Annotated in this window: 29 protein-coding genes and 1 pseudogene; 3 read left to right on the top strand and 27 right to left on the bottom strand. The window is 65.4% G+C overall.

Translation table 11 applies throughout. The annotated features are described in order from the left end of the window. The coding region (locus Q0Q48_RS24315) for a hypothetical protein (protein ID WP_295143926.1) at positions 1 to 575 on the top strand (575 nt) is incomplete at its 5' end. Between the two features lie 102 nt (positions 576 to 677). Here the strand turns inward: Q0Q48_RS24315 and Q0Q48_RS24310 are convergent. From Q0Q48_RS24310 to Q0Q48_RS24185, 26 genes and pseudogenes are all read right to left on the bottom strand, one after another. Next, a pseudogene (locus tag Q0Q48_RS24310) lies at positions 678 to 1,338 on the bottom strand (integrase core domain-containing protein). Positions 1,339 to 1,569: 231 nt separating this feature from the next. Then, the gene (locus Q0Q48_RS24305) at positions 1,570 to 2,103 is read right to left on the bottom strand and encodes a hypothetical protein (RefSeq protein ID WP_295143924.1); all 534 of its coding nucleotides are present in this window, start codon (positions 2,101 to 2,103) and stop codon (positions 1,570 to 1,572) included. Beyond that, complete coding sequence (locus Q0Q48_RS24300) at positions 2,100 to 2,816, bottom strand: glycosyl hydrolase 108 family protein (RefSeq protein WP_295143922.1); 717 nt, start codon at positions 2,814 to 2,816, stop codon at positions 2,100 to 2,102. Before Q0Q48_RS24300 ends, Q0Q48_RS24305 begins: the two co-directional genes overlap by 4 nt. Then, entirely contained in the window at positions 2,813 to 3,040 is a 228-nt protein-coding gene (locus Q0Q48_RS24295; RefSeq protein WP_295143919.1) for a hypothetical protein, read from the bottom strand. The genes Q0Q48_RS24300 and Q0Q48_RS24295 overlap by 4 nt, the downstream gene beginning before the upstream one ends. A gap of 56 nt (positions 3,041 to 3,096) precedes the next feature. Then, a complete protein-coding gene (locus Q0Q48_RS24290; RefSeq protein WP_295143916.1) occupies positions 3,097 to 4,743 on the bottom strand; it encodes a hypothetical protein in 1,647 nt (548 codons plus the stop codon). Between the two features lie 7 nt (positions 4,744 to 4,750). Next, positions 4,751 to 5,647: a hypothetical protein gene (locus tag Q0Q48_RS24285; RefSeq protein ID WP_295143914.1), complete on the bottom strand. Its 897-nt coding sequence runs from the start codon at positions 5,645 to 5,647 to the stop codon at positions 4,751 to 4,753. Positions 5,648 to 5,655: 8 nt separating this feature from the next. Further along, positions 5,656 to 5,886 carry a hypothetical protein gene (locus Q0Q48_RS24280; RefSeq protein ID WP_295143911.1) on the bottom strand — a complete coding sequence of 77 codons (231 nt, stop codon included), beginning with the start codon at positions 5,884 to 5,886 and terminating at the stop codon, positions 5,656 to 5,658. Next, positions 5,886 to 6,701, bottom strand: a complete 816-nt coding sequence (locus Q0Q48_RS24275; RefSeq protein ID WP_295143908.1) for a hypothetical protein — start codon at positions 6,699 to 6,701, stop codon at positions 5,886 to 5,888. The genes Q0Q48_RS24280 and Q0Q48_RS24275 overlap by 1 nt, the downstream gene beginning before the upstream one ends. Before the next feature lie 13 nt (positions 6,702 to 6,714). Further along, entirely contained in the window at positions 6,715 to 7,359 is a 645-nt protein-coding gene (locus tag Q0Q48_RS24270) for a hypothetical protein (RefSeq protein ID WP_295143905.1), read from the bottom strand. A 3-nt stretch (positions 7,360 to 7,362) separates the two neighbouring features. Further along, complete coding sequence (locus tag Q0Q48_RS24265) at positions 7,363 to 9,099, bottom strand: hypothetical protein (protein WP_295143902.1); 1,737 nt, start codon at positions 9,097 to 9,099, stop codon at positions 7,363 to 7,365. A 12-nt stretch (positions 9,100 to 9,111) separates the two neighbouring features. After that, positions 9,112 to 12,885 carry a hypothetical protein gene (locus tag Q0Q48_RS24260; RefSeq protein WP_295143900.1) on the bottom strand — a complete coding sequence of 1,258 codons (3,774 nt, stop codon included), beginning with the start codon at positions 12,883 to 12,885 and terminating at the stop codon, positions 9,112 to 9,114. Between the two features lie 3 nt (positions 12,886 to 12,888). Continuing rightward, positions 12,889 to 13,113, bottom strand: a complete 225-nt coding sequence (locus tag Q0Q48_RS24255; protein WP_295143897.1) for a hypothetical protein — start codon at positions 13,111 to 13,113, stop codon at positions 12,889 to 12,891. A 161-nt stretch (positions 13,114 to 13,274) separates the two neighbouring features. Next, the gene (locus Q0Q48_RS24250) at positions 13,275 to 13,703 is read right to left on the bottom strand and encodes a hypothetical protein (RefSeq protein ID WP_295143895.1); all 429 of its coding nucleotides are present in this window, start codon (positions 13,701 to 13,703) and stop codon (positions 13,275 to 13,277) included. 49 nt (positions 13,704 to 13,752) lie between these two features. Then, positions 13,753 to 13,914 (bottom strand): hypothetical protein, encoded by a 162-nt coding sequence (locus Q0Q48_RS24245; RefSeq protein ID WP_295143892.1) that lies wholly within the window; start codon positions 13,912 to 13,914, stop codon positions 13,753 to 13,755. A 20-nt stretch (positions 13,915 to 13,934) separates the two neighbouring features. After that, a complete protein-coding gene (locus Q0Q48_RS24240; protein WP_295143889.1) occupies positions 13,935 to 14,864 on the bottom strand; it encodes a phage tail tube protein in 930 nt (309 codons plus the stop codon). Positions 14,865 to 14,952: 88 nt separating this feature from the next. Beyond that, entirely contained in the window at positions 14,953 to 15,447 is a 495-nt protein-coding gene (locus Q0Q48_RS24235) for a hypothetical protein (protein WP_295143886.1), read from the bottom strand. A gap of 12 nt (positions 15,448 to 15,459) precedes the next feature. Continuing rightward, positions 15,460 to 16,131, bottom strand: coding sequence for a hypothetical protein (locus Q0Q48_RS24230; RefSeq protein WP_295143883.1), 672 nt, complete (start codon positions 16,129 to 16,131; stop codon positions 15,460 to 15,462). Position 16,132: 1 nt separating this feature from the next. Further along, the gene (locus Q0Q48_RS24225) at positions 16,133 to 16,465 is read right to left on the bottom strand and encodes a hypothetical protein (RefSeq protein ID WP_295143880.1); all 333 of its coding nucleotides are present in this window, start codon (positions 16,463 to 16,465) and stop codon (positions 16,133 to 16,135) included. After that, entirely contained in the window at positions 16,462 to 17,127 is a 666-nt protein-coding gene (locus Q0Q48_RS24220; RefSeq protein ID WP_295143877.1) for a hypothetical protein, read from the bottom strand. Before Q0Q48_RS24220 ends, Q0Q48_RS24225 begins: the two co-directional genes overlap by 4 nt. A 187-nt stretch (positions 17,128 to 17,314) precedes the next feature. Next, positions 17,315 to 17,743 carry a hypothetical protein gene (locus Q0Q48_RS24215; protein WP_295143874.1) on the bottom strand — a complete coding sequence of 143 codons (429 nt, stop codon included), beginning with the start codon at positions 17,741 to 17,743 and terminating at the stop codon, positions 17,315 to 17,317. Positions 17,744 to 17,834: 91 nt separating this feature from the next. Beyond that, a complete protein-coding gene (locus Q0Q48_RS24210) occupies positions 17,835 to 19,202 on the bottom strand; it encodes a phage major capsid protein (protein WP_295143871.1) in 1,368 nt (455 codons plus the stop codon). 13 nt (positions 19,203 to 19,215) lie between these two features. Continuing rightward, positions 19,216 to 19,902: an HK97 family phage prohead protease gene (locus tag Q0Q48_RS24205; protein ID WP_295143868.1), complete on the bottom strand. Its 687-nt coding sequence runs from the start codon at positions 19,900 to 19,902 to the stop codon at positions 19,216 to 19,218. Next, the gene (locus Q0Q48_RS24200) at positions 19,902 to 21,062 is read right to left on the bottom strand and encodes a phage portal protein (protein WP_295143865.1); all 1,161 of its coding nucleotides are present in this window, start codon (positions 21,060 to 21,062) and stop codon (positions 19,902 to 19,904) included. The genes Q0Q48_RS24205 and Q0Q48_RS24200 overlap by 1 nt, the downstream gene beginning before the upstream one ends. Before the next feature lie 71 nt (positions 21,063 to 21,133). Continuing rightward, entirely contained in the window at positions 21,134 to 21,337 is a 204-nt protein-coding gene (locus Q0Q48_RS24195) for a hypothetical protein (protein ID WP_295143863.1), read from the bottom strand. 8 nt (positions 21,338 to 21,345) lie between these two features. After that, positions 21,346 to 22,971, bottom strand: coding sequence for a terminase TerL endonuclease subunit (locus tag Q0Q48_RS24190; RefSeq protein WP_366915307.1), 1,626 nt, complete (start codon positions 22,969 to 22,971; stop codon positions 21,346 to 21,348). A gap of 73 nt (positions 22,972 to 23,044) precedes the next feature. Further along, entirely contained in the window at positions 23,045 to 23,434 is a 390-nt protein-coding gene (locus Q0Q48_RS24185; protein ID WP_295143857.1) for a hypothetical protein, read from the bottom strand. Positions 23,435 to 23,527: 93 nt separating this feature from the next. Here Q0Q48_RS24185 and Q0Q48_RS24180 point away from each other — a divergent pair, with 93 nt between their 5' ends. Then, a complete protein-coding gene (locus tag Q0Q48_RS24180; protein ID WP_295143854.1) occupies positions 23,528 to 23,824 on the top strand; it encodes a type II toxin-antitoxin system RelE/ParE family toxin in 297 nt (98 codons plus the stop codon). Positions 23,825 to 23,826: 2 nt separating this feature from the next. Further along, a complete protein-coding gene (locus Q0Q48_RS24175; RefSeq protein ID WP_295143851.1) occupies positions 23,827 to 24,156 on the top strand; it encodes an addiction module antidote protein in 330 nt (109 codons plus the stop codon). Here the strand turns inward: Q0Q48_RS24175 and Q0Q48_RS24170 are convergent. After that, a complete protein-coding gene (locus Q0Q48_RS24170) occupies positions 24,153 to 25,445 on the bottom strand; it encodes a site-specific DNA-methyltransferase (protein WP_295143848.1) in 1,293 nt (430 codons plus the stop codon). The genes Q0Q48_RS24175 and Q0Q48_RS24170 overlap by 4 nt on opposite strands. Positions 25,446 to 25,505 lie beyond the last annotated feature (60 nt).

Here is a 25,505-nt window from a genome sequence, read left to right as displayed (position 1 = left end):
TCTCAAGGGGCCGGACTCTAGCGTCAGATGGACCGAAATGCGGGGGTCACAGCAAAATTCAACTAGATAACGTCCGTGCTGAATTGGAACGCGACAGAACCATGCTTCAACACAAGGAAGATAAATTTCGCCACAAGGAGATCTCTCAAACCGAGATAGATATTGCCCGCCTGAAAGATGAATGGAACCGTCGACAGCTTTTTGTTGCCGAGAAGAATGTCGCATACTTCAGTGCAGAGCGCGCGGCATCCAGTCGGATTGCTGGTTACTTCAGCGGGGCACAAACATCGACTGTAGATCTATATGCGGAATTCCGGCGCGCTTGGGAAGCAGCCTGCGAACAGGCGCCTGATGAGCTAGCCGCGATAAAGGCCAAACGTGATTACTTGGAGCGCAGTGTTGAACGGTCTCGGGACTTGTTTATGCAAAAGACCGAGTCTTATGAAGTACTGATTGAAAAAGAAGCGATACTTCAGTCCACTCGAGCCGATTATAGCAACCGACTCGGGCGCTTAGATCAGTGTCGCTCTACGCACTATCCGAGCCTAGAGCAAATTTTGAAAGTGCAGCCTTAGTGACCTGCTTTCCATTTTTCACACGTCGGTAGGTTAAGTCTGTTCCTCTTTTGCTCTAAGACCCATCTTTGGACCATCCGGAGTTAGAGTTTTCGGGCTTGGTCATGATGGCGGGCTGGGGATGCCATCGGACCGAAGCAATGTAATCGGGGCCTTCTCCCCGATCGCGCTGTGCGGGCACTCCTCATTGTAGTACCTGCGCCAAGCCTCCATCTTTTGCCGAGCATCTTCAAGACTCATGAACCAGTGGGCGTTGAGGCACTCCTCGCGCAACCGCCCATTCCCGGCGTAGTGCGATCCAGATCCGCCTGTAGCCGTAGCGCACGCGCGATGCGGCGATCTCCCGGATCCGATATCGAAGGAAAGCCTGGTCGTCACGCTGTGACCGGTAGCGATGGCTCGACCGGTCAAAGCGCAGCACCATGCTGCCCCGCCGTTCGCTGACCCTGTACGCATCCTGAAGATGCTGGACCAGCACCCGGCGACGACTAGGCTTCAGAGCTTTTCTGAGAGAAAGTCCTGCAACATGACCTTGTCGAGCGACAGATCTGCTACCAGCTGCTTAAGCTTCCTGTTCTCTTACTCGAGCTGCTTCAGCCGGCGCCGCTCCGCGACGCCTATCCCGGCGTACTGCTTCTTCTAGCGATAAAACGTTTGCTCGCTGATCCCGATCTTGCGGATGACTTCGGCAACCGATGTACCGGTCTCTGCCTGGTGCAGGCGCATACGCGATCTGATCTTCGGTAAAGCGTCCTTTCTTCACGGCAATGCTCCCTTCAGGGTCAAAATACTGCCGCAAACTAACCCTCACGCCGGAGGAGAAAACAGGGAGGACGTCAATGGGGGAGGCTTCGCGTGCCGGCGGCCGGGAGGGTTTGCCAGCTCCCGAGAACCGCGGCGAAGCCGTTGGGTTTTCTGCATTGGAAGGCCCAGACGCCGACGCATAAATTATCATCTTCCTGAAGCCACAGGACAAGGTGCGTGCTTGGACTAGCTAGCGTACTATGGCTCGCTCCATCGCCGCGTTTTTCTGAGCCGATCCACTGGACGATCCGACCCAGTAGGCGACGACGCTGGATGCCATGCCGGCGAGTGTACCGAGCAGCAGGGTGACCATATCGCGCTGGTTTGCAGGCACCTCCTCCCGGATGACGAGCCAAAGCATGACGGCGAAGCCCACCAACACGATGGCCGACACCAGAACGGCCCCATAGGCGATCGGACTCTTCGACTCTGCCAGGCGCACTGTCTGCTCCCGCGCACTTTGCACGTCACGCAGCTGCGCCAGGACGGCTTCATGCTCCTGCCGCCGAGCATCGGCCTCGGCCTGGATCAGCGCCGTTTTGAACCGCAAGGCCAGGTTGGGGTCGCGTGCGATGGCGGCCTCAATGCCCGAAGAGTCGTCGGTGCCCAGGATTTCCCGCGCGATGCCGGTTACCTTCTCGACCGCGCCGCCGGTCTTGTCGCCCAGGATCCAGCTGGCGACCGTGGGTGCGATGCCGAGCAGCAAAGGAACAAGAGGCATCATGCAGCCTCCAGGGTGATGCCGAGCGCGGCGAGGGTCTTCGGACCAGCGACGCCATCCGCCGCCAGCCCTCGCGCCTTCTGGAAGGCGATGACGGCCCGCTCGGTGGCGGGCCCGAAGTCGCCGTCAGCGACGACACCAAGAGCGGCCTGCAGGTTCTTGATGGCACTGCCCTTCTCGCCCCTGACGAGGATGCCGTCGGCGTCAGCGGGCGTGAGCTGTGAGAACCCGGCGCCCGGCGTGCCCGCTGGCCGCCACCACTCGGTGATGCGATTGGCCCAGCCCGTCGCGAAGACGGCCTGGGAATGGTCGTTGCCGATGATGCGGAGGAAGTTGTCCAGGCGCTCGCAGATCAGCGGCCAGAACAGCTTAGCCTGGTCGACCGTGCCCAACTTCTGCGCTCCAAGCACGACCATCAGCGCCTTGACCGAACGGCCGGTACCGCTGTTGACCGCATAGTCGAACAGGAACTCGAGCACCTTGGGATCCGTCACACCCTCCAGGCCGCGGAAAAACACGGCGCGGTAGATCTGCCTCGCTTCCGGAATCGTCAGTGCCTCCACCTCGGCCGCGGTCACGGCATATCCACGCCATGACGAGAGGGTGGCCTGGGTGACGCCGTATTTCGTGGGTCCACCCCGGTCGGCCGGATGGTTCGAGTATCCTGCCTCACGGCGGATCACGTCCATGATGAGATTGTCGATTGCGTCGCTCATGGTGTGCCTCCGATCTTGTGCAGCTTGTCGAACAGCGCCCAGAGCGCGGCGACGGCCATCGCCATGACACCGCCGACCTTGAGCGACAGCCACAGCGCGCCCTTGCCCATGTCGGCGATGCTCATGAGGTGATCGAGCTTGCGCTCGATGGACTTCAGGGACTCCTGCTGGCCCGCCACGATCTGCTCGACCTTCGCCAGCCGGTCGCGCTCTTCCAACGTCATGGTTCTCCGCTCCTTTGATGCTTACCTGGCCGCGTCTCAGGACTGAGCGACATCGATCAGCCCCATCCACGATCGGCGACGAAGGCGTATTTCCAGCTTGCGGCGGTCACGGACGCGGTGGTGACGCCAGAGGTGCGGACGGTCACGACATAGCCAGCGCTCTGGCCCAGCTGAATGCCGACGAGCTTCGACGTCGTCACGACGGGCATCGGGATGTAGAGCGTACTGTAGGCCGAGGCGTGCCCCTCGGTGATCTGATCGCCGGCGGAATAGCCATGCTCCGGCGTGACGTTCTCGACGATGAACTTTGCCACGTTCGGCTTGACGCCGAGGTTGTGGTTCGCCGAGGTGAATGTGCCGGCTCCCGGAAGCGTTGTGGTGAAGGCGGAGACGAAGCGGCCGCTGTAGGCATAGGCCACGGTGCTGATCACGCCACTGCCGTCCGTGGCGGCCTCGCCGACCATGACGACGAAGGCCTCCGCCGCCGTGCTGCCGTTGCCGAGATAGCCCTTCATCTCGCCGATGTTGAAGGTGAACTGGCCGTTGGCTGTGCCGGGGGTGCCGCCCTCCTGGTAGACCGGCGAGAGGATGGTGCTGCCGGGCGTCAGCGTGCCATCGGCGCCGACGGCCACATAGAGGAAGTTCGGCGTTGCGGCCGCGCGGCTGGCCGTGAGACCGGTCCATTGCAGGTTCGCCAGGCTGACGCCGACGCGATCGTTCGGCCGCCCCTGCCAGTCCCAGCCGTTGGCAGCCACGGCGACGAAGCGTGTCGTGGCAGTCACATTTTGCATCGTCAGGCTGAGCGCCCCGTTGGTCGAGGGCAGGAACGTGGGCAGCCCCGCGCTCGAGACGGGGCCCGCGACGACAGTCTGGCGCCGGCCGGTGCGCAGTGCTGGCACTGGGTTGAGGTAGGAGACCCGCCAGGTGTCGCCAGGCTCGTCCCATTCCACGTCGAAGCGGACGCCGCCCGGGATCCGTTTGGTCGCGCCATCGGCGCCACCGTCGATGCCGTCGCCGGCTGCCGGGGTCAGCACGATGCCATACTGGCCGGAGCTGAGGCCGAGTCCGCCGACCTTGAAACCATGACCCACACCGGCGGCGTCATGCGCGGGCAGCGTGAAGGTGCGCTCGGCAGCAGCATTGTTCTGGGTGAAAATGCCGCCGATGTCGGCGGCGGCGATGGTCTTGTTCGCAGCACCAATGGCAGTCCACGGCCGGCGTCCGTCGGCAAAGTACGCATCCTTTACGACGTCGTAGACGCCTATCCGCGCGTTCGTGGCGGTGCCGGTGGCCAGCCTGTCGATCCAGGAGACCGCAAGGCCGGCGGCATGGTCCCACCAGCGCGAGCCGGTGCGGACCCACCACGGGCGGGCTGCCGCAAGGTTGCCGGCGATCAGCCCCGCCAACACGTCGGCCGAGGCGATCGAGAAGACGTAGTAGACGTCCGATGCCTGCCAATCGATCGCCGCGCCTGCGTTGCTGCTCTTCCTGACCGTGCGGGTGAGCGTGCGCGGCGGCCCGATGGTGAGCGTCCCGGTGCAGAACTCCCACCTGGTCTTGGCGAGGTTCGAAACGAAGTAGGCAACCGTATCGCCGTTGGCAAAATCCTGCGCAAACGTCCGCGAGTAGCCCACGGCGCCGACAAGCGTGTAGCTGCCGGTCCCCGTGGTCGACGAGGACTCCATGACTGAATCGGCAAACATCGGTGCCTCAGAGTTTTTCAAGGAGGGTGAAGGTGAAGCCCCACATCATCCGGCCGTTCAGGAAGAGAGGCCGTGGGGTGAAGTCGTGGCTGCCGCTGACCAGGAGCCCCTGCATCGACCAGGCATGGAAGCGGGCAAGCTCCCCGGGGTCGAGGCAGCAGATCAGGTCGCCGGCGAGCCCGTGCAGCCGGGCGAACTGCATCGCGCCCTCATGGGCCTCGTCCTGGTCCATGGCGCCGAACGGCAGCACGAATCGCCGCTTCCGATAGGGCCGGGGATCGGTGAAGGTTTGCCCGTAGGGCGTCGGCTCCTGGACATCGTCCGGCATCCAGCCGATCGCGCCGCTAAAATCACAGTTGAGCGATGGCTGGAAGGCGACGCCCAGCACGAGCCGCCCGGCTTCGAGCCAGGTCGTAGTCGGTGCAGGATCGACGAACTCGATACGCCACCAGCGATGATCGCCGCTGGCAGTCCAGCGGACCAGGGCCAGGTGATGCGCCCAGGAGGCATCAATCGGCTTTACCCCACCGGCCCACACGCTCTGCCAGCCAGTGTCCGAGGCCGCCGTGATCCCGACGTCAGCGAGCGATGCGTATCCCCTCACCCGCCACAGGCCGGCGCCGCTCAGATTGTGACCGACGAGAGCCGCGGCGTTGCAGCCCAGCCCCGACGCCAGGGCGATGTCGATGTATTGCCCGACGGTCGAGGTCGAGCGCCACTTCTTGCTGGGCTCCGGGCTCTGCAGATTGGTCACCGGTAGCGTCGTGACGGCAGTGCTGGCGGACAAGTTGGCGAGGTCGCTGTCGCGCGGCGACAGCAGCAGGACGCGCTCGGCGATGCCAGTAGGCAGGACGTAGGGCGCCACGGCGATCGGCAGCGCACCGTGGGGATACGAGAATGTCATGGGCCGCGTCAGTCTTCAGCGGGATCCAGTGCGGGCGGGAACGACGGATCGGCACTGTCCATCTGCGGCCGCGCCGCCAGGAACTCGGCGTGCATCGCATAGGCCGGATGATCCAGCACATCGGCCGGGAGGATGAAGACGCCGCCCTGCCGCTCAATGGGCTCCAGCGCATAAGGCGGCGACGCCGGACCACGGACATGGGCCGCCTCGTCGGCGCTCAGGACGATGAACCCCGGCATCAGACGTTTGCTCCCACGGCGGTGGCCCACGCCTGCACGGCGTTGTACTGCGCCAGCTCCTGTGCCGCGCTGAGGGTGGCGCCCACAGTCATGAAGCCGATCGACGTGGCGCGGGGACCCGCGAAGACGCCCGCGTTGTTGTATCCGCCGACAAGGATCGGGACCACGGGCAGGCTTGCCGAGCCGAAAGCCGTCGGAGCGACGGTCTGCACCATGGCGACCCCGTTCTTGTAGCCGTAGCTGTTGGCACCGAGCGCCGCATCGCGCGAGCCGGCCGTGTAGCCGGCGCTGGTCGCCGCAGGAAGCGTGTAAGTGCCGGAAGACGAATTGGCGTCGAGATAGGCCACGCTGGCATTGCGCGGGCGCAGCCGGAGGGCCCTGTTTGAACTGGAACTGGCTCCTGCCGCGTACGAGTTGCTCGACAGATTGTCGCGCAGATAGACCGCGAGGCGCACATTATGTGTGCTGGCCGCGATCTTGTGCGTCGAGGGAATGAATCCGGTGTCGAGATAACTGGACGAGCCGTTGGTCGCAAAATGCCGCCGTGCCGTGAAGGCCGGTGCGTTGACCAGCGTCACGGTGCGCCGCTGTTTGAGGGACACTGTCGCCTGGATCAGGTTCTCGCCCCAGAACGGCCAGTAGTCGTCGGTCAGCCCCCAGGCGCCGCTCGCCTTCTCGGCCGCCACGAAGCGCGACGCGATGGAAAGAATCGCAATGGAGATGCTGCCGCCGGCGGCCACGATGGTGTCGCGCCACGACAGCACGTCCACATCCGCCTGCCCCATGACGCCGAGGCGGCGGGTGATCGAACTCATTGTGACCCCTCGCCTAGTAGTTCTGCGCGACGATCGACATCAACCACGTCGTGCCGCCGTCGAGGGTCACGAAGTTCAGGAGATCGCGTGTGCCGTTGGAGATGGAGGGCGTGTAGGTGCCGTTCAGGGCGGTGACGTTGCCGGGCATCGTCACGGTGCGGGTCGTGCCGTCGGCGGTGAACTCCAGCGTGAAGCCCGAGGCGAAGCCTGCCAGTGCGTTCGAGATGGTGATGCCCGTCACGTCGGCGTTGAGCGCGACCCTGTGCACGGTGCCCAGCAGCAGATCGAGGGTCAGTGCACCGGCCGAGATCGTTGGCGCGTTGACAGCTTCGAGCGAGCCCAGGAGGGTGAGCACGGCCGCCGGCGCCACCAGCGAGATCGTCTTGGTGCCAGCCGAGAATGACACGGCGGCACCGGTGCTGGACTTGAGGGGGGTGGCGCGCGTGATGCTGCCGGCGCCGGCGCTGGCATAGGTGCAGAGCGCGATCTCCCACTCGGCGGCCGTCGCGTGTTCGATCAGGCCCCAGAAGGTGTCGCCGTTGACGAAGCCGGCGCCGGACAGCGACAACATCCTCGACGTGGCCCCCGCGAGCGTAAGCCCGCCCGTTCCGGTGCTGGTCGTCGTCTCCTGCACCCGGTCGAGTATTCTGTGCGCCATTCGCTATCCCCATAGATCGAGCGCGACAGACTTCGACGAGGCGAAGCTCATGCCGACGCAGATGAACTTGCGGGCGCCGCCCCAGCCGTAACGCGTGAATCCATAGATCTGGATCACCTTGCCCAGCAGGTTGGCGAAGGGATCGCAGGGCACGGTCACCCGCCACCGCTCGCGCCGGATACCCATGACGCGCTGCTGCCGAGCCGCCTCGGCATGGGCCGCTACCTCCTGCGAGAAGCCCCCGCTCACATAGACCGCGGCCGCCGTGGGCCAGAGGCTCGCCTGGAAGCCGTCGGACGAGCTGGCAAAGCGCTCGGTGCCCCGATAGAGGAGCGCCGCCGCCGCATCGACGGAACCGGCCAGCCGGCTGGGATCCTGCGGCGTGTAATTGCGCTGCCAGCCGACATAGGTGGCGCGACGGGGCGCCTGGTAGGTCTGCATCATCTGCGGCTCCGAGGAGCCGAAGTCCTCGGGGTACTGGATGGTCAAGGCCGGGGAACGTGTCGGCTCTTCCAGGAAGCCCAGGGCGAGCAGGCCGTTGGCGCGTACCGCCCACCAGCCCAGACAGCCCACCATGACCTCGGTCAGGGCCTCCGCCTTGGTGATCGCGTCCTTGAAGTAAAAGCCCACCGTGCCGGCCTGTTCCTGTTCCATGTAGTTCAGGGCCGCGAAGTCGATCTGGGCATCGGAGAGCGCGATCGTGCCGCGACCCGTAGCGATGCGCCGGGCGATCTGGCCTCGCGTCGAGGGATAGGCCTGGTCGTTGATGGTGTCGTTGTCGCCGCGGAGGTCTACCGTGAGGGTGTAGACCACCGCAGAGCCCAGCCGGATCAGGCCCTGCGCCAGGCAGGTGGCATATGTTGAGGCGGGCACCGCGGCAGCGGCCAGCGCCGTCCAGTCCGGGTAGTCGGCATCGAACGCGAGAGGCACGCCGCCATCCCGCACGCCATCCACGGCCAGGATCGAACTGCAGGACAGCTGGAAGATCAGCAGCGCGGCACTCAGCTGCGTCGGCTCGCAATTGTAGACCGGCCCCACTGCGTAGGGCTTCATCTGCCCGGCAATGGACGCATCGCCATCGGCGCCGCCAGTGCCGCCATAGCGCAGGCCATGCAGCTCGGCCGCGGCCAGTTGCCAGCCGAGGTCGCGCAGCCTGATCTCCTTGCGGCGCTGGTCGTAGAGCAGCCCATTGGTCGTTAGCCGTCCGACGGTCTCAAAGGTCGAGAAGGCTGCGAGCGGATCGCCACGCAGGATGTCGAGGCTGGCGCCGTCCCAGGCGAGCTGGGTCAACCCGTCCAGCTCACCGTCCGGGTCGATCAGGGTGATGGCGCCGACGCCGCCCTTGCCGTTGGGCGAGGGTTCTATGCCGTCGAACAGGCTGATGCCGTAGTTGATCGGACCGTTCAGCTTGCCCGGCACGTAGGTATTCGCAGGCGTATCGTCGGGCACCGTGGATCGGCCCAGCGAGGCGGCCGGATAGATGACGGTGCGGGCACCAGGCCACTCGACCTGGAAGGGCGTCGGCCAATCGGTCATGCCCGAGGGATAGGGCGCACCACCGGAGAGCACGAAGTTGGTGCTGGGATCAGGTGGTGCGGCCCGCAGCAGGTAGGAAAGGCCCCGCGCCGACTGCAGGTCGACGGCATCGGCGCCGACATCGACCGGGAACTGCGTCAGCGCGGGATAGTCGACCGTCCCCGAGGGCCCGGGCAAGCCCGTCAGGTAGATCGTGCTGGCCATGTAGTCGCCTTCTCAGCCGTTCACCGCGCGGCGTAGCAGCAGGTCGTTGGTCTCGGAGAGCTTTGCCATCAGCGTTGCGATCTGACGGCTCTGCTCGGAGACGACAGACTGAAGCTCAGCCACCTGGGCCACGGCCGCTCGCGTGGCACCATTGTTGTCGTTCAACGCCGAGCCCGTCGTGCTCCCGCCGCCGGCGATCTGCGACTGGAGGGTCAGCAGATCGTCGAGGATCTGCTGCTTCAGCGCCTCATAGTCGGGACCGCTCGCATAGTAGGACTGGGCGGCCTGCGCGAAGCTCGTGCCTTCGGCCGCGACGCGCGCGATGGCGCTGCTGTCGCCCGAACGGGCCTGCGCGACGGTGGCCTGATAGGCCGCCTGCACGCCTGTCAGCATGGTGGTGGGCGAGAGGTTGGCGAGATCGCCCAGGCTGAGACGCCGGATCGCGTCCTCCAGCTGCGAGATCGCACCGCCGTAGAGCTGATCCTTCAGCGCGGCTTCGCGGCGCAGCAGGGCCTCGGCGATGCGGGCCTGGTCGACGATCACGTCGGTGTGCTGGCGGATGTAGTCGATGTTCGCCAGGATCGACTGCTTCTCGTCCTCCCAGGCGCGCAGGCTGGCGGCGATCGGATCGATGAGGTTGTCGACATAGTCCTGGCCGAGGCGTTCGGTCGCCTTCTTCTGCTCGGCCTCGATCGGCGCCAGGGCAAGCCCGAGCCTGGTCGCCTTGTCGGTCATGTCGCCGAACTGCTTCTCCAGCTCGCGGAACTGCATCCTGACGGTCAGCGCACCCTTGCCGAGGCGCTCATAGACCTCGTCGACGAAGACGATGCTTTCGGCGGTCTCCTTGATGCCCATCGCCGCGGCGCGCATGTGCTCCAGCGCGGTCTTCATCGTCGCGGAGATCTCGCCGACGGCGCCGGACAGGATCGACCGGATCGCCACCTGGGCAGCGCCGGTGTCCATCATGTCGTCCATGTTCATCCGCCAGGCTTCTTGGTTCCCCGAGGGATCGACCAGGTGCGTGGCGTTCGAGGTGTAGCTCCAGTCCTTGCCCTGGGCGGTCCAGGACGAGGCGTTGAGGCCCCAGACCTTCGACGCATCCTTGACGCCGCCGAGCAGCCCGAAGACCTGATCGATGCCGCCGGTGAGACCGCGGAGGGCACTTTCCGACTGGCTGCTATTGGCGTTCGGCCCCCAGGCACCGCCCGTGGTGTACCAGTTGCCATCGCCGTAGTGCAGCGAGGCGTTCGTGCTGCTGTGGGTGCGAGTGTTGGACTCGCCGAACAGGCTCGGCAGCAGCGCCGACGCCATCATGATCAGCGGGCCCGCGATCTGGCCCACACCCGGGATCAGCGAGACGCCGGCACCGATCATTGAACCAATGCCGCCGAGGGTCTGCCCCGTGCTCTTCGAGTTGAACAGCTGGTAGGCGCCCATGCCGATTCCGCCGATGGCACCAAGGGCGGAACCAATGCTGATGCCGCCGAGACCGCCGATCCCGGCCGCCGAGGCGGTGGCACCGGTATTGCCACTTGCCAGCAGGGCACCGACATCGGCGTAGCCGCCGGCCGGGGCCGATGACGGGAACAGCGAGGCGATGGGCTGGCTGAAGAAGCCGGTACTGCCGCCGAACATGCCCCCGAGTCCATTGCCTCCTGGCAGAGAGAGGCTGTTGCCGCCAGGCGACGGCATCGAGATCGAGGGCACCGTCGATCCGCCGGCTCCGTAGCCCATGCTGGCGGCCATCGACGGCGACACCAGCCCGATCCCGGTGAGGCCCCCTATCAGCGCGCCCATCAGGGGCCGGATGGTGGCCAGAGCAGCGAACTCCGCGATCATGCGGAACACGGTCTTCTTGACCACATCGCCCAGCGCCTGGAACGAGAGCTTGCCACTTTCGAGCATCGTGGCGAATGCATCGGCCGCCGTGGACTGAATCGAGTTGAGCGCCGTCTTGAGCGGTTCGGTCCACAGTTCGTTGGCGCGCTTCAGCTCCTCGCCCTGGCTCTTCAGGCGCTCGTTCTGCTCGATCGCCTGACGTCGCTGCTCGATGGCCTCGATCTCGCCCTCCAGACCCTTCGCCTTGACCTCCTGCATGGTCTTCAGGACCGCGATCTCGCGGGCACGGACCTCGGGCAGTTGGTTGGCGAGCCGAAGCTCCGCCTCGAGCAATTCGTTCTGGTCGCGCAGCGTCTCGGTGCTGGCGTGGAAATCACCGAGGTTCTTCAGCTTCAGGGTGACAACCGCCTGCTCCTCGAGCTTCTCCGTGAGGTCGGCGACGCCGCGGGCATTGTCGTTCGCGGTCTTGCCGAAGACGTCCTGCGCCGTCTTCAGCGCCTTGAAGTGGGCCTCCAACCTGGCCAAGGCTTCGGCGCCCTGGTTGGCGACTTCGGCGAAGGCGCGGGCCTGCTCCAGTTCGCGCGCGGAATCAGCTAACGCCTTGCCGATGCGATCGGCCACGGCATCGCCCGCACCCTTGACCGCGGGGTTGGATTTGCCGTCGGCAACGACGGCGCCAGGCGTCCCGCGGCGGGCGGCATCTTCATCGCCGGCGTACCCCGCCTGCCGCGCAATCAGAGCGGCACGGTCGCGCTGCTCCCGGTTGGCTGCATAGTAGGTCCGGATGCCGGCTTCGGCCTGGTTTTCAGCCGCCTGGATCTGCGAATTTCGGTCAGAGAGCGAAGCGCCGCCGCCAGACAGTCGGCCAAGACTGATATCGCCGCTTTTCACGCCCAGCCAGGGCGCGTTGCGCTCCAGCGTGCCCGTGATCCTGGAGAGGCCGCTTTCGAGCGCGCCCAACGCATTGTTCATGCCGTCAACGAAGGCCTTGCCCAACAACTCGGGAATCGTGGAGATCGCTTTCTCGAACCCGGCGATGAAGCGCGCGACGCTGACCGCTGATTCTTCCTCCACCCGACCGAGAAAGGCCGCAAGCTCGTCGAGCTTTTGCTTGTTGTAGGCAGCACCCTTCGCCCAGTCGGCCTCCGAAAAGCCGATGTTGACTTTGGCGAGCCGCGCCTCGATCTCGTCGAGCAGGTCGACGAAGGTATTTGCAAACGTCGCCCTCATCTTCAGCCCGGATCGGGCCACTGCATCGCCAAGCTGATCCAGGCGAACGATCGCCCGCTCCGAGATCATCGCTCCACCACGATCGGCAGCAGCGCCCATGGCGTCGAGGCCCTTCGCCATGTCCTGCAGCACCGGCAGGAACCTCGTACCGGCCTTGCCGAAGAAGTCGACGGACGCGGCGGACCGCTTCGCCGGATCGTCGATGGCCAGAATGCTGGCGGCAACCTCGCTCATCAGCGTTTCAGTCGGCCGCAGCTTGCCGTTCAGGTCGAGAACCTTGACGCCCATGCCGTTGAGCGCCTCGATCATCTCCCTGGAGCCACCCGCCGCTTCGCCGATTCTCTGGCTGAACTTCGAGACGCCAGTCTCGAGTTGCTCGAGCTTCACGCCATTCTGGACGGCTGAATACTGCAGCGCCTGAAGACCACGCGTGGTGACGCCGAGCTGGTCCGCAAGCTCGCCCATGCCGGACGCGGCGTCGAAGGCTTCCTTGCCGATTTGCACGAAGCGAGCGGCGAGTTCGGCCGCCATGAGGGCAAGCTGCGCCTTCATGTAACCGCCGATGCGGCCCAGCGACTGCTCCATCCGCGCCATGGCGCCGTCCAGCGAGGACGTGCTGCGCTCGATCTGCTCCAGCGCCCGCTGCGCCGCCCGTCCGCCCTCGACAGCCTTCGAGCTGTCGATTACGAGCCGGATTATCCTGGTTTCTTCAGCCATGGATCAGCGTTGCCTGCTCATGCCCCTGGCAGCGCGAACCGCTGCATCCGTCTGCTTACGCTGCTCGGTCACGACCCAGAAGTCGTCGATGGCAGCCACGATCTCCACGAAGTCGGCCAGTTCCTCGCCGGAGAGACGAAGGGTCCGGCCGTACCGTCGGATCGACTCACGCGGGATCGGCTGTGGCAGCACCAGGCCGCCGGCCATCCCAAGGGAGAGAGACAGCATGATCCGATCCCGGGAGAGATACTGGAAGGCTTCCCAGTAAGTTGCCGTCTCGATGTCGGGTTGCGGCCGGGACAGCAGGCGGTCGACGAACTCGGCATCGCCCGCGCGGGCGCGATCGCTCCAGCCCGCGATCTCCGAAGCGTTGATGCTGTCCCAGCGGATCAGTTTTTTGCGTGGTCGACGATTGCTTCGATGCGCTGGCCGCGGAAGTTCTGCGTCTCGTAGACGACCGCCTGCAGGGCGGGGATCGCATCGTCGGCCTCGATCAGGAATTCCATGCACGCATCGGTGCTGAATGGGATGGCGTTGCCGTCCTGGTCGACAACGCCGCTCCAGTCCTTGACCAGCATGCGGGCGAGCTGCTCGGCCAGGAAGCGCTTTACGCGTTCGTCCGAGGCATGGGCGCGGCTCAGCCGCTTCAGCTCGGCCAGAAAATCCTCGCCGCCGCGCCGCCAGGCCGGATTGGCATCCGAGGCGCAGAGCGCGATCAGCGAGATGCCGCCGGGCAGGCCGATCTCGGTCCCTGCTACCCCTTCGATCTCGCGATTACGCTTCAGCTTGTCGATATTGCCGAACTTGAACTGGCTCATGTCGTGCTCCGGGAAGTGGGATGCCGCAGGACGCTGCGGATTTGGGGGATCATGCTTCTCGCGCGAGTCCCTTCGCGATCCAGTCGGCGGCATCCTCCTCGGACACCTTGACCGTCTGGCCCTGGGCAAAGCGCTCCTTGCGCTCGGGCCTGCCCTCGCCTTCGGACACGAAGCGGTGGAAGGTCTGGAGAATGAGGACGGTTGTTTCCATGTGGGTCTCCAGTGCCGTCCTTACGGCACGTTGCGGGTGAGCTTCATCGCCGAGGCGTCGGTGGCGTAGTACTTGCCGAGGAAGTTCAGGGTCACCGCGTGAACACCCGTCTGGCCGGGATCGTCGACGTTCGGGTTGAAGACGTCGCAATTGCCCAGCACGAGCCGGTCCTTGAAGTTCATCGTGGCGCCGATCGTGATGTCGAAGGTCTGGCCGGTCTGCTTGACGACGAAGGCCGAGTAGTCGGCAAGGGCGTTGAAGTAGACCTCGACCACGCCCTGCACGTTGAACTCGCCCAGGCCGATCGCAAAGGGATCGGCCGAACCGAAGGCGTACTGCTGCTGCAGGTTGTTCGAGATCTGCAGTTGCAGCGAGCGGACCTTCGGCGAGGCAAGGCCGAACAGGCTGTTGACCACGATGTCGGCCGGCGTCGAGGGATCGTAGGCCGGCGTCGGCGCCGCATAGGTCGATGATGCGATCGCCGTCGTCGCCGTGGTCTCGCCCAGGGCCAGCAGAGAGAAGGTGATCTGGCCCGGGTTGCCGTTCTGGAAGGCGATCGAGACGTTGTCGACCATGCAGCCGGTCAGGCGGCGATAGGGGTCGGTGGCGCCGCCCTCGTACTTCTCTTCCAGGGTGAACGTCGTGCCGCTTCGCACCGAGCCGACTTTGAGGACATTGGACACCCAGGGGCTGCAGAAGAGCGAGGCCCACAGCACGTCGCTGGCTGCGTCCCGGACCCAGGGCATCTCGATCTGCTTGGGGTAGGTCGCCACACCCTGCACCATCGAGGCCGCCTGGCGGTCGGGACGCCGCTCGGGCGAGCGGGTATTGGGACGCTGCGGCGCGCCGCTGACGCGGATGTCGCGGGTGAGCAGAAAGGCCGGCGTTGCGGGCGTGGTGCCGACGGTCGCTTCGGTGATGACGGCGGTCTGCTTGTTGGCGCTGTCCAAGAGGCCTTCTCCCAAATTCCAGACAACAAAAACCCGCCCGTGGGGCGGCGGTCAGATGCACCCGGTGGCGCGTAAGGTTGGCGGCGGCTCAGCCGACGTTGAAAGTCTCGTACCCGAGGGCCACGGCTTCGACCCACAGTCCCGCCTCGTCGTGCCCGCCACCCATCGGGGCGGTGGAGACGATGCGAACGGTGCCGTTGCCGGCGGCGAAGCGGTCGTTGCGGAACCGGGCTCGCAGACCACCCGCGTAGGATTCCGCCAGATTGCGCACCACGATACCGGCGCCGAGCCGGGTCTTTACGTAGAGCGTCACCTGACCCTGCTCGTGCCAGAAGTTCAGTCCTGGCGCGCCAAACGTGTACTGATCCTCCGTGCCACCCGGAAAATCCAGCGCCACGAAGCCTTGCGAGGCGTCCGGATTGTCACCGGTGTTGCAGAGATCCCTGATCGGCCAGCCGATGCCGAGATCGGCCAACCAGACGACGAGCCGGTCGCGGAACGCCATGCGCAGGGGGTCGCCGACAACAAGGCCTGTAGCCGTCGCGCCCAGCGGTAGGCTGGCGATGGGATGAACGCCGTACATCGTGGATCGGCCTCAGGCAGGAAGCTGGGTGGGCTTGATGAAGAATTGCAGCGCCGGATACACCTGGTCCCGTTGGACGCGCTGGGCGCCCCGTTTGCCCCACACCTTGATCCCGATGTTCAGGTTCACGTACTTGAAGTCGAAGAACAGCGCCTTGCCGAACCGGTTGACCAGGGCCCGCAGCACGACGCGATAGACGCCGCTCCTGGCCTGCCGACTGAGGGCTGCCCGCTTGCCGCGCCTCGTTCTTCTATTGGCCGTCGCGCCCTCGATCTTTCGGGCATAGGGCTGCGGATTGACGATCTGGACGCGATCCGTCGGCCGAACGTTGCGCAGCGCAACCCAGATGTTGCCCTCTACCTCGGCACCGTTGATCATCACGGTGTGCGAACTGGCATAGCGCCCTGTCAGCACCGGGCTCTTCTTCTGCAATTCGGTCAGCGCCCAGCGAACCGCCTCCGCCATGCTGGTGCGCGCCGCGAATTCGATCCTGCCGAACGGCCTTACCTGCAGATAGTCCCGCCGCGGCATGCCGTCGGTAATGACCACGGGGTCGTTGTCGAAGCCTCTGGCCACCTCCTCACGCAAGGCGCGCTCGGCGGTTTCGATGGTGGCAGCTTTGACCCAGTCGGCGATGCTGCGGCCGAGCTGCGCGGTCGTGATGCCCTCGACAATGACGGGCATGTCAGCCCGCGACCAGGAGCTCGTAGAGTGCGACAGTGCCCGCGTCGCCCAAGGGACGGACGTCCAGAATAGACCGCTCCCGGCCGTCGACGACGATGCTGTCGTGGCGAGCCGGGGCTTTACTCATCCAGGCCGACGATGACAGTTCCGACGTGCCGATCTTCACCCGGAACTCCTGTTGGACGGCCGAACCGCCGACGTCGACCGTCGAACCGACGAGGCGTTTGCCCTTCAGCGTAATGGTCGTGGCTTCGCTCGCCCGCTTCAGCACCATCGTCTCGCCGTGCCGCGCCACCAGGCGAGCGGCGTTGCGAGCAGCATCGCCCGCGCTCATCCCGCGCTCCAGTCGCGATAAGGCGAAAGCGCCAACTCCAGGGAACGAAGCAGGCCGCTCTCGCCAATACTGTCGCCGCCGGCAACAGCGTAGCTACCTGACCAGACATCGGGGATGTTTTCGGATCTGAGTGCCGGATCGCGATCGGTGGCCAGGTACCTCATCTTGACCTGCTCGATCACCTGCCCCTCGAGTTCGGCTGGCACGCCATCGGGCAGCAGCCATCCCGCCGTGTAGGTGACCATAATCTTGGTCGATGACCACGGAATCGCGCTGTCATCGGCCGTTCGTTCGAGCATTCCACCGGCCGTCAGCCGGTAGTCCGCGCCCTGTATCAGCGCTGTGCCAGCCTCGAGGACGCTGCCGATCGCGGTGACAGGCGCCCGCCAGGGCAAGATCATCACCGGACTGCGGTCTTGGTCGGCCGCCAACCAGGTTGCGCGAAGCACTTCCTGCCCGAAGGTTGGTATCGCGGCAGAGGCCGCGCGAGCGAGCCGAGCGAACCGGACACACTCCCCGCTGACGGCATCGATGATGCTCTCGATCAACGTGCTATCGATACTGCCCAGCCGGAGAGCCGCCTGGACCTTATCCGCTGTCGTCAGCCGCCGTGCAGCGGCGTTCGCCACGGGGGTGACGACCTCGAACAGGGGCTCGTTCACCGGCTCGGCGATCGCCGCCGCGGAGGTTCTTGCTCCGTCGGAGCAGCGCCCAGCGCCTCTGCCCACCCCTCGGCAACAGCGACCCTCGCGAGATCTCCCTCGACCAGCTCCGAAACCTCGACCAGTCGGGGATGGAGGACGCCATCGGGCGCCCCCACGAATGCCTTGATGACCCTCGCCTTCATGATCAGGCCGGCGGATTGGCAGTCGGGCGATTGCGCGGATGGCCAAGCACCCAAACGCCTGCGACGAAGGCGTTGCCGGCGTTGGCCGCCGGCGTGACGGTTACCCGCGCGTAGCGCTTGGGCCCGCGGTAGCCGATCTTGAATACCTTGTCGTCGTCCGCGAAGGTAAAGCTCGCCTGGGTTTCGAGCCCGATCAGCTGGTCATCGGGAACGGCGGCTGCGTCGGACAGGTTGGCCGCGTCGCCATGCTCCACCAAGGTGGTGAAGGTGGCGTCCGCATCGGCGAGCGCACCGGTCAGGATGACGAACTCGGCGGCCTCGTAGCCCAGCAGATCGGCGATCTGGGAGACGAAGGGCGTATTGTCGACGACTGCCGCCGCAGGGCTGATGCCACGACGAACGTGCAGGTTGTTGTGAATATCGCGCGCCATGGCGCTTTCCTTTCGGGGATTTGTGAATGTGAGGAAGAGAGCGGCGCGACCGGAGCCGCGCCGCCGTCGCCGATCCGGCCGGTTCAGCCGGTCAGGTCGAGCACTTCAGCTTGCGGATCGCCTCGGCCAGCACGATCTGTCCGCCGATGCGGCGATAGAACAGGAAGCGGATGTTGCCGCTCGTCGCCTGGGTGTAGGGATCCCGCAGCATCGACATGGCGATGCGGTCGACCAGCGTATAGGCGCGGGCGAAGTCGCCGTAGACGATCGGGAAAGTATTGGCCCCCTCGTTCGGCATGTCCGGCACCTCGACATACGGGTCGCCATCGATGGTGTTGGGTTGGCCCTGCGCCAGGCCCGGCATCCAGATGTACTGCCTGTTGGCGTCCTTCAGCTTGCGCACCGACCCCATGGTCGTCCGGTTCAGGGCCCACTTGGCGTTGCGTGCATAGCCGCTCTTCAGCGCGTATTTTAGGGTGAGCAGCCCGTCAGCCTGGCCGTTCGCGTCCGCGATCGTGGCTGCCGTGCCCGAGTTGTTGGACGCAATGTCGGTATTGACCAGCCAGCCCTCGGGCTTGCCCACGGCATTGCCGCCGACCACGGCCGCCCCTTCTGCCACGGCGAACTGCTCCTCGGCCTCGCCGCGGATCTCGGCCTCCAGATCGAACGCCGTGTCCTCCAGGTTCTGGTGGCTGATGTCGATCAGGGCGAACATCTCGTGCGTCGGGATCTCGACCATGCCGTAGGCCAGCCCCGTGGTCTCGGACCGGGTCCCCTGCTCGGCTACCCACTGGGCGGCGAACTGACCGGTCCGCCTGGGCTGCATCCGGGACTTGTTCGCCGTGGGCTTCACCGAGACCAGCGAACGAACCGGGCTCACCAGGGTAATGCCCTTGATGATGTCGGCCACATATTCCGCCGGCGCCAGGTAGCCGCCGGTCGTGTCGTTGCTGACCGACAGCGACTTGAACTCCGCCGTCGCCCGGGCGATCGCCTTGGCTTGGGCCTCCGGCAGGTTCGGCACGCCTGTCGTGTAGGCGCCGATCACCCCGCGCGCCCAGTCGTTGAAGTAGGTCTTGCGTTCGACGCGGGCTTCCTCGGAGCCGAGACCGGGTCGCTGGACCTTCAGTTGCAGCCGGTCGAGCTGCTCCTGCATCTGCTTCTCGCGTTCGGCACGCTTGGCCTCGATCGCCTCGGCATTGACCAGCTTCTGGTTCACCGTCTCGAAGCCCGCGAGCGTCGCCTCGATCCGGGCGAGCTTCTCCTCCGTCAGCGGATCGGCCTTGCCCGTGGTCTCGATCTCGCGGAGCCGCTGGTCGTTGGTCTTCTTGTACTCCTCGAAGCCCGTCATCAGCGGCGTCACGATCTTCTTGACCTCGGCCAGCACGGCCGGGAGGTCGCTGGCTTCCTTGCGCTCGAGCGCGTGCGTGCGCCCGACGGGGCGATTGTGTTCGTGCATGTTGTCCTCGGAATCAGGTGGTGCTGAAAAGCCTCTCGGCCTGCCGCTGCAGGTCCAGGAGCTCGTCCATCCCGCCCTCGTCCCGAGGATTCGGATTGGCCTTGTAGCCGCCTTTGGCGATCGCCTTGGCGGCGGCGTGCGAGAACCCGCCTGCGTCCCGCAGGAAGGCCTCGAAGTCGCGAATGGTGCGGATCCGGGACGCCGCCTTGGCGTCCTCGATCCCGGCGAGGGGGTTCATTCCCCAGAGAACCGGGCCCACCTCGTAGAGTTCGACCTTGGTGATGGTCCTGAACGGGTCGGTGGCGGCCTTGCCATAGGCAAAATCCACCGCCGAATAGGTGATGGACATGGCGTCGATCGAACCGTTGCGGAGGCCCGCGAGCAGCGTTCTCCCCCGCTCCGTATCGATCGGGTCGAGCTGGCCCTCGACCTTCAGGCCGTGGGCATCCTCTTCCATGGCAGTCCAGTAGCCGACCGGCATCTTGTCCTCGGCCGCCGTGCCCAGCCCGTGCTGCCAGAGCATCTTCGGCAGCTTGGCCCGTGCCTTCCAGCCGGCGAGCGAGGCCGCGAAGGCGCCCTTCACCAGCACGTCGCCCCCGTCATCGACATTGCCGAACACGGCGCCGTAGCCGGAGAAGGATCCCGGCGGTCCGTCCTTGGCGAACTTCACCTCGAACGGCCGGGTCGCCGTCAGTCGCATCAGCTATTGCCTCCAGCAGGCTGCAGTGCCGAGCGCTCCGCCTGTGTTGCCATGTTCAACGGCAGCAATGGCTCCTCCAGTCCATCGATCGGGTTCAGGTCCTCGAAGCGGCGGGCTTCATTGCGGGTAAGCCAGCCGTTCGTGATGCCGCTGGCGTAGAAGTTGGCGCGCGCCGTGTTGTCGCCGCGCAGCAGCCCCTGCAGCGAGAACTTGGCTGCGATATCGTCCTCGTCCGGGAACAGGTCGCGGGCCAGCGACTGCTCCCAGTTCTCGATCCACGGCGCCAGCGTGTGGATGACGTGCGCCAGGAAGAACGCCTCGGCCGACGCGAAAGTCGCCGTCTTGTCGGCATAGCCCACCATCTGCGGGAATACCTTCAGGTCCCGGCAAATCTCCTCGATCTGGAACCGCCTTGTGTCCAGGTGCTCAGAATCGACGCCCTTCATGGCGAGCGGCGTCCAGGTGCTATCCATGTCCAGGACAGCCGTCTTGAACCGGTTCTGCAGACCGCCCTGGTACTGCGCCCAGGCCTCCTTGAGACGGGCGCGTGAGGCATCGTCCAGCGAGCCCTTCACCGACAGCACGCCGCCAGGCTGGGTGCCGTTGGCGTGAAGCGCCGCGTGCGTCTGCTCGGTGGCAATCGCCAGGCCCACCGCCTCACGCGCCACCTGCAGCGCGTCCAGGCCGGCCGTGCCGGTCCAGCTAGGGCCTCGCAGATGGAACACGTCCTCCCGGGGCAACACCGTGGTCCGGCCTGCGAGATCGGTCACCCGATAGGTAAGCGTATAGTCGTTCGCCTGATCGATCGTGAAGCTGCCTGGCATCAGTGGGATCAGTTCCCGCGGCACGCCCCTGATCCGGCCGATATAGGCGCAGCCGTTCCCGAGCAGAACAGCATGGAACATCATCACCTGGCGGAACTCGAACGACGTCATCCACTCGTTCGGCCGGCGCGACAACAGCCGGTAGGCCGGATGGTCCTTCGCCAGCTCCTTCGTGCCGTCCGCCTTCTCCCGGTAGACCTTCAGCGGCACCTGCGCGATGCCATCCGCCAACACGCGCAGGCAGGCGAACACCGTCGAGACCTTCAGCGCACTGTCGACGTTGACCGACACGCCGGCGCGCGAGTTCTGCTGGCCGAACAGGGCCGACCAGGTCAAGCCGGATACGTCGGCCGCCTTAGTCCCGCGGCGCCGAAGGCCCGAGGCAAGGGAGCCGAACAGGCCACTCATCAACCGACCGCGCGGTTACCGAGCGCGATCATCAGGGTGCCGACAATCAGCAGAATGCCCGCGGTGATGAAACCGGCGGGCGGGTAGATCATCCAGGCACCGTAGGAAACGAAGCCGACACCGCAGAGGCCAGCAAGGTCACGCACGATGCCGGGTACAGCCGCCGCTATGGCACGCACGGCGGTGGCGAGCAGGTTCATCATGCTTCCCTCTAAAGAACGAGCATCTCGCTCGACCGCAGATATGACCGTCCGGCGGCCTGCGGGTTCATCGCCATCAGCGCTATCGCGTTGAAGGCCGCCATCAGCGGATCGATCTTGGCCGTACCCGACGCCTGCTTCGTGATGACGATGGCATTGCCCTTGGGCTCGACCTTCGCGTTGCCCACCGCCCAGGCCATCAGTCCCGTCCCGCCATGGATCAGCGTGCCGTCGGCCAGCTTGCGCTCTGCCGTCTTGATCGCACCGGTGAGCTTCCAGCCCTGTGTGACACCAACCACTCGGTCGTTGCCCGCGATCCCGACCTCAGCCAGGGCGTCAACGATGGCACCGACGCCGAATGGATCGAGGCCGACCGAGCCCAGCTTGCCGCTCTCGTCGATCCTCTCGGCCAGCGCCGCAATCTCGGCGATGTCGTCGCCCAGGTTGGCAACGATCCGCAGGTCGCCGGCGGTTTCGAAGTCGCGCAGCACCGAGGCCTCGCTCTTGCGCCGTTCCAGAACGGAGCCATGGGCCCATACCTTTGACCAGAGCAGCCAGTGCCGGGTGATCCTGTCCCGTCCCAGCACCGCGAGACCCAGCAGATCGTCCAGGCCGCCGCCGTCGATGCCGATCACCACCACCTCGCTCCGCTCGAGCAGAGCGTCCAGGGTCAAGGTCTTGTCAGCGGCGCGTTGCCAGAGGTCGGCGCCGACCCATCGATCGGACCGCAGGGCCAACCCGATCTCGATGTTCAGGTGCTGGGACGCCCAGCGGATGATCTCGCCCTGGCCTTTTGCCTTCGCCTGCGCCCAGTCGTCCTCCAGCCGCTTGATCGTGACCGACCGGTCCCGGTTCGGCGTCACCATCCACCACTTACTGGGATCCTGCCACGCCGGCGGATCGGCCGGATCGTTGGCGATGTCCTCGGGGAACTCGTACAGCACCGGCAGCATGGCTCCCTGGGCTTTACCGTCCCGAATGGCGCGCGCCACCATCAGCTCGGCCCGGAATGCCCCTCGCGGCGGCTCGTCCGACTGCGTCGTGATGAACACCAGGAATCCCTCGGGGTTGGGCAGCAGCCCGCCCCGCAGCTGACCGATGATGCGCTCGGCCGCCGCCACCTTGGCGATCTCGTGCAGCTCGTCCAGTAGCACGCCGGTCGGCTTCACCCCGGTCAGCACCGTGGTATCAAACGCCTTGATCTCCAGCGTCGCCTTGGTCCGCCGGTCGGTGATCTTGCGCAGGTGCTCCTGCACGTGCAGGCGCTTCCTGAGAAACTCGTCCGGATCTTTGTCGACCATCCCTAGCGCCTGGCTGAAGGCGATGTGGGCCAGCGACACCGTGGGCGCGACCAGCAGGAACTCCGCCCGCGGACGCTCGTTCATCAGCAGCGTGGTCACCATCAGCGCCGCGGCGTATGACGTCTTCGAACTCTTCTTCGGCGCCAGCAGGAAGATCTCGCGGATCATCCGCTCCCGGGCTACCGGATCGAACGAGCCATGCAGGGCACCCACAATCTCGCGGAACCAGTCCGCCCCCGCTTCGGCCAGGGCCGGCGTGCCGATCACATCTGGCAGCCGCAGCTTGTTGAAGATCGCTATCGCCCGGTTAGCCTGGCCGCGATTGAGGTGTGGCATATCGGGTAATAGAGATCGCCCCGTCCGGATACGTTCCCGCCAGTCCGGTACGGCAAGCGACCACGGCTGCATCTCAGTTGACCAGGCGGCCCCACTCGCTGTCGGCACCCGCCGTCAGCGCATCGCGCTCGGCAGCCTCCTTCTTGCCCAGAGGCTCCTCCACGCGCTTCGGCGCGTACTCCGACCACCCAGCCCGCACCTTCAGCCAGAAGATCGCCGCCGACAGCCCCTCGCGCGTGGGCTTGCAGGCCATGGTGAACAAGTTCTGTGCGACCTTGGCCGTGGCCTTGATGGTCCCCAGCTCGATCTGGTCGGCGTAGTGGAATCTGAGCGTCTTCGGGTCGATGCCCACCAGCCGGGCGATCTCGTCTTGGGGGATGCCGAAGCCAGAAAGGGATTCGACCAGGTTGCGGGTTTCGTCGGTCGGCACGTGTGGAGGCCGGCCACGGCCAGGGCGGGTCACTTTTTGATTCCTATGGTTGGGGCGCCATGCGGCGAACCGTTGCACTTGTAATCTGCAGTTGACGGTCCGAGCTTTGTAACCTACAGGTTACATGTGCTTGAAGTACGGCAGACTGTTGTGTTCAGCCGTTGGCTGGAGGGGCTCGCCGACCAGCGTGCGGCTGCCCGCATTGCGCAGCGCATCGTGCGATTGCAGTCGGGTCTTTTCGGAGACGTCAAGCCAGTCGGTGAAGGTATCTCCGAGTTGCGAGTCGACTACGGGCCCGGCTATCGCGTGTACTTCGTGCAACGAGGCAAGATCCTGATTGTTCTCTTGTGCGGCGGCGACAAGCGTACGCAAGCCCGCGACATCGGGAAGGCAAGAGCCCTAGCGGCCGACCTGGAGGATTGAAGATGGCTACGAAGACGGTTCCCTTCGATGCGGCACGCTACATTGACTCCGCCGAGGCTCAGGCCGAACTCTTGACTGACGCTCTGGAGTCGGGCGACGCCGGATACATCGCCAATGCACTTGGCGTCATCGCAAGAGCGCGGGGTATGGCGGAGGTCGCCCGGGGCGCGGGCGTAACGCGCGAGGCTCTTTACAAGACCTTGAGCCCGACCGGCGATCCCAAGCTGACGACGCTGCTGGGCGTCATCCGGTCGCTTGGCTTCTCCCTTGCCGTCCAACCACCAGCTAGGCGGGCCAGGAAGACCGTGGAACGCAAGCGGAAGGCTGCTTAAGTCATTGGAAATTGGTCACCCGTCAGGGCGTGACGGGCACGACCACCAGTCGTCCCTTGCCACCGGTGCACGATCACATCGACGTACCTCGGATCGAGTTCCAGCAACCGTGCCCGCCTGCTCGTGCGCTCCGCCGCAATCATCGTCGTGCCTGACCCGCCGAACGGGTCGAGCACAATGTCCCGGCTCTTCGATGAGTTCCTGATGGCACGCTCAACCAGCGCCACGGGCTTCATCGTCGGATGCAGGTCGTTCTTCACCGGCTTGTCGAAGAACCAGACGTCGCCCTGATCGCGCGCACCGCACCAGTAGTGGTCGGCGCCGTGCTTCCAGCCGTACAGGATCGGCTCGTATTGCCGCTGGTAGTCGGCGCGGCCGAGGGTGAACGTGTTCTTTGCCCAGATCACGAAGGTCGACCACTTGCCGCCGGCCTCGCGGAATGCCTTTTGCAGCGTGTCCAGCTCTGACGACGACATGCAGATGTAGATCGCCCCCTTGGTAACGGCGAGCATGTTGGCGCTTGCGGCCTGGAGGAACGTCCCGAACTCCGAGCCCAAGGCGTCATTCAGGATCGCCCGGTTCTTGCCACGCAGCTTGTCCTTGGCCGAGTTGGCGTAGTTCACGTTGTAGGGCGGATCGGTGAAGGCCATGTCGGCCAGTTCGCCGTCCAGCAGCTTCTCGACATCGGCACGGACCGTCGCATCGCCGCACAGCACTCGGTGCTCACCGCAGATCCAGAGATCGCCCGGACGGCTGATTGGCTCGGCCGGCGGCGCTGGCGCCTCGTCCGGGTCGCCGTCGTCGTCGTCGGTGCCGAGCAGCAACTTCTCCAGCTCGAGTTCGCCGAAGCCGGTCAAACCGAGGTCGACGCCCAGACCCTTCAGCTCACCCAGTTCGAGCCGCAGCAACTCCTCGTCCCAACCGGCATTCAGCGCCAGCTTGTTGTCGGCGATGACATACGCCCGGCGCTTGGTCTCAGACCACCCAGCCGCAACCATCACCGGGATCTCGGTGAAGCCCAACCGCTGGGCCGCCAGCACCCGGCCATGGCCGGCGATGATAGTGCCCGCCTCGTCGATCAGGACCGGTACCGTCCACCCCCATTCCCGGATCGACGCCGCGATCTGGGCGACCTGCTCGTCGGAATGAGTCCTGGCGTTCCGCGCAAACGGCACCAGTGTCGCCACCGGCCGGCGTTCGACCGCGTCGGCTGGCCACCTGGCCTCCGTCGCGGTGACCGCGCCGGTTTCTTTGCCGGCACGGCGGCTTGTCGCCCTCTTGGCGGTCATTATCCCCTTTCAGGTCGAGGCCCTGTACGGGCGAATTCCTGGCGGTATTGGCGGGCGGGA

It is taken from the genome of uncultured Reyranella sp., from assembly GCF_945957355.1.
Lineage (GTDB): Bacteria > Pseudomonadota > Alphaproteobacteria > Reyranellales > Reyranellaceae > Reyranella.
This window is presented reverse-complemented; position numbering and strand designations above follow the sequence as displayed.

Bases quoted from the DNA above. Each gene is read 5' to 3' on its own strand.
- Q0Q48_RS24305 (WP_295143924.1), bottom strand. From the start codon at position 2,103: ATGATGCCTCTTGTTCCTTTGCTGCTCGGCATCGCACCCACGGTCGCC.
- Q0Q48_RS24300 (WP_295143922.1), bottom strand. From the start codon at position 2,816: ATGAGCGACGCAATCGACAATCTCATCATGGACGTGATCCGCCGTGAG.
- Q0Q48_RS24295 (WP_295143919.1), bottom strand. From the start codon at position 3,040: ATGACGTTGGAAGAGCGCGACCGGCTGGCGAAGGTCGAGCAGATCGTG.
- Q0Q48_RS24290 (WP_295143916.1), bottom strand. From the start codon at position 4,743: ATGTTTGCCGATTCAGTCATGGAGTCCTCGTCGACCACGGGGACCGGC.
- Q0Q48_RS24285 (WP_295143914.1), bottom strand. From the start codon at position 5,647: ATGACATTCTCGTATCCCCACGGTGCGCTGCCGATCGCCGTGGCGCCC.
- Q0Q48_RS24280 (WP_295143911.1), bottom strand. From the start codon at position 5,886: ATGCCGGGGTTCATCGTCCTGAGCGCCGACGAGGCGGCCCATGTCCGT.
- Q0Q48_RS24275 (WP_295143908.1), bottom strand. From the start codon at position 6,701: ATGAGTTCGATCACCCGCCGCCTCGGCGTCATGGGGCAGGCGGATGTG.
- Q0Q48_RS24270 (WP_295143905.1), bottom strand. From the start codon at position 7,359: ATGGCGCACAGAATACTCGACCGGGTGCAGGAGACGACGACCAGCACC.
- Q0Q48_RS24265 (WP_295143902.1), bottom strand. From the start codon at position 9,099: ATGGCCAGCACGATCTACCTGACGGGCTTGCCCGGGCCCTCGGGGACG.
- Q0Q48_RS24260 (WP_295143900.1), bottom strand. From the start codon at position 12,885: ATGGCTGAAGAAACCAGGATAATCCGGCTCGTAATCGACAGCTCGAAG.
- Q0Q48_RS24255 (WP_295143897.1), bottom strand. From the start codon at position 13,113: ATGCTGTCTCTCTCCCTTGGGATGGCCGGCGGCCTGGTGCTGCCACAG.
- Q0Q48_RS24250 (WP_295143895.1), bottom strand. From the start codon at position 13,703: ATGAGCCAGTTCAAGTTCGGCAATATCGACAAGCTGAAGCGTAATCGC.
- Q0Q48_RS24245 (WP_295143892.1), bottom strand. From the start codon at position 13,914: ATGGAAACAACCGTCCTCATTCTCCAGACCTTCCACCGCTTCGTGTCC.
- Q0Q48_RS24235 (WP_295143886.1), bottom strand. From the start codon at position 15,447: ATGTACGGCGTTCATCCCATCGCCAGCCTACCGCTGGGCGCGACGGCT.
- Q0Q48_RS24230 (WP_295143883.1), bottom strand. From the start codon at position 16,131: ATGCCCGTCATTGTCGAGGGCATCACGACCGCGCAGCTCGGCCGCAGC.
- Q0Q48_RS24225 (WP_295143880.1), bottom strand. From the start codon at position 16,465: ATGAGCGCGGGCGATGCTGCTCGCAACGCCGCTCGCCTGGTGGCGCGG.
- Q0Q48_RS24215 (WP_295143874.1), bottom strand. From the start codon at position 17,743: ATGGCGCGCGATATTCACAACAACCTGCACGTTCGTCGTGGCATCAGC.
- Q0Q48_RS24210 (WP_295143871.1), bottom strand. From the start codon at position 19,202: ATGCACGAACACAATCGCCCCGTCGGGCGCACGCACGCGCTCGAGCGC.
- Q0Q48_RS24205 (WP_295143868.1), bottom strand. From the start codon at position 19,902: ATGCGACTGACGGCGACCCGGCCGTTCGAGGTGAAGTTCGCCAAGGAC.
- Q0Q48_RS24195 (WP_295143863.1), bottom strand. From the start codon at position 21,337: ATGATGAACCTGCTCGCCACCGCCGTGCGTGCCATAGCGGCGGCTGTA.
- Q0Q48_RS24190 (WP_366915307.1), bottom strand. From the start codon at position 22,971: ATGCCACACCTCAATCGCGGCCAGGCTAACCGGGCGATAGCGATCTTC.
- Q0Q48_RS24175 (WP_295143851.1), top strand. From the start codon at position 23,827: ATGGCTACGAAGACGGTTCCCTTCGATGCGGCACGCTACATTGACTCC.
- Q0Q48_RS24170 (WP_295143848.1), bottom strand. From the start codon at position 25,445: ATGACCGCCAAGAGGGCGACAAGCCGCCGTGCCGGCAAAGAAACCGGC.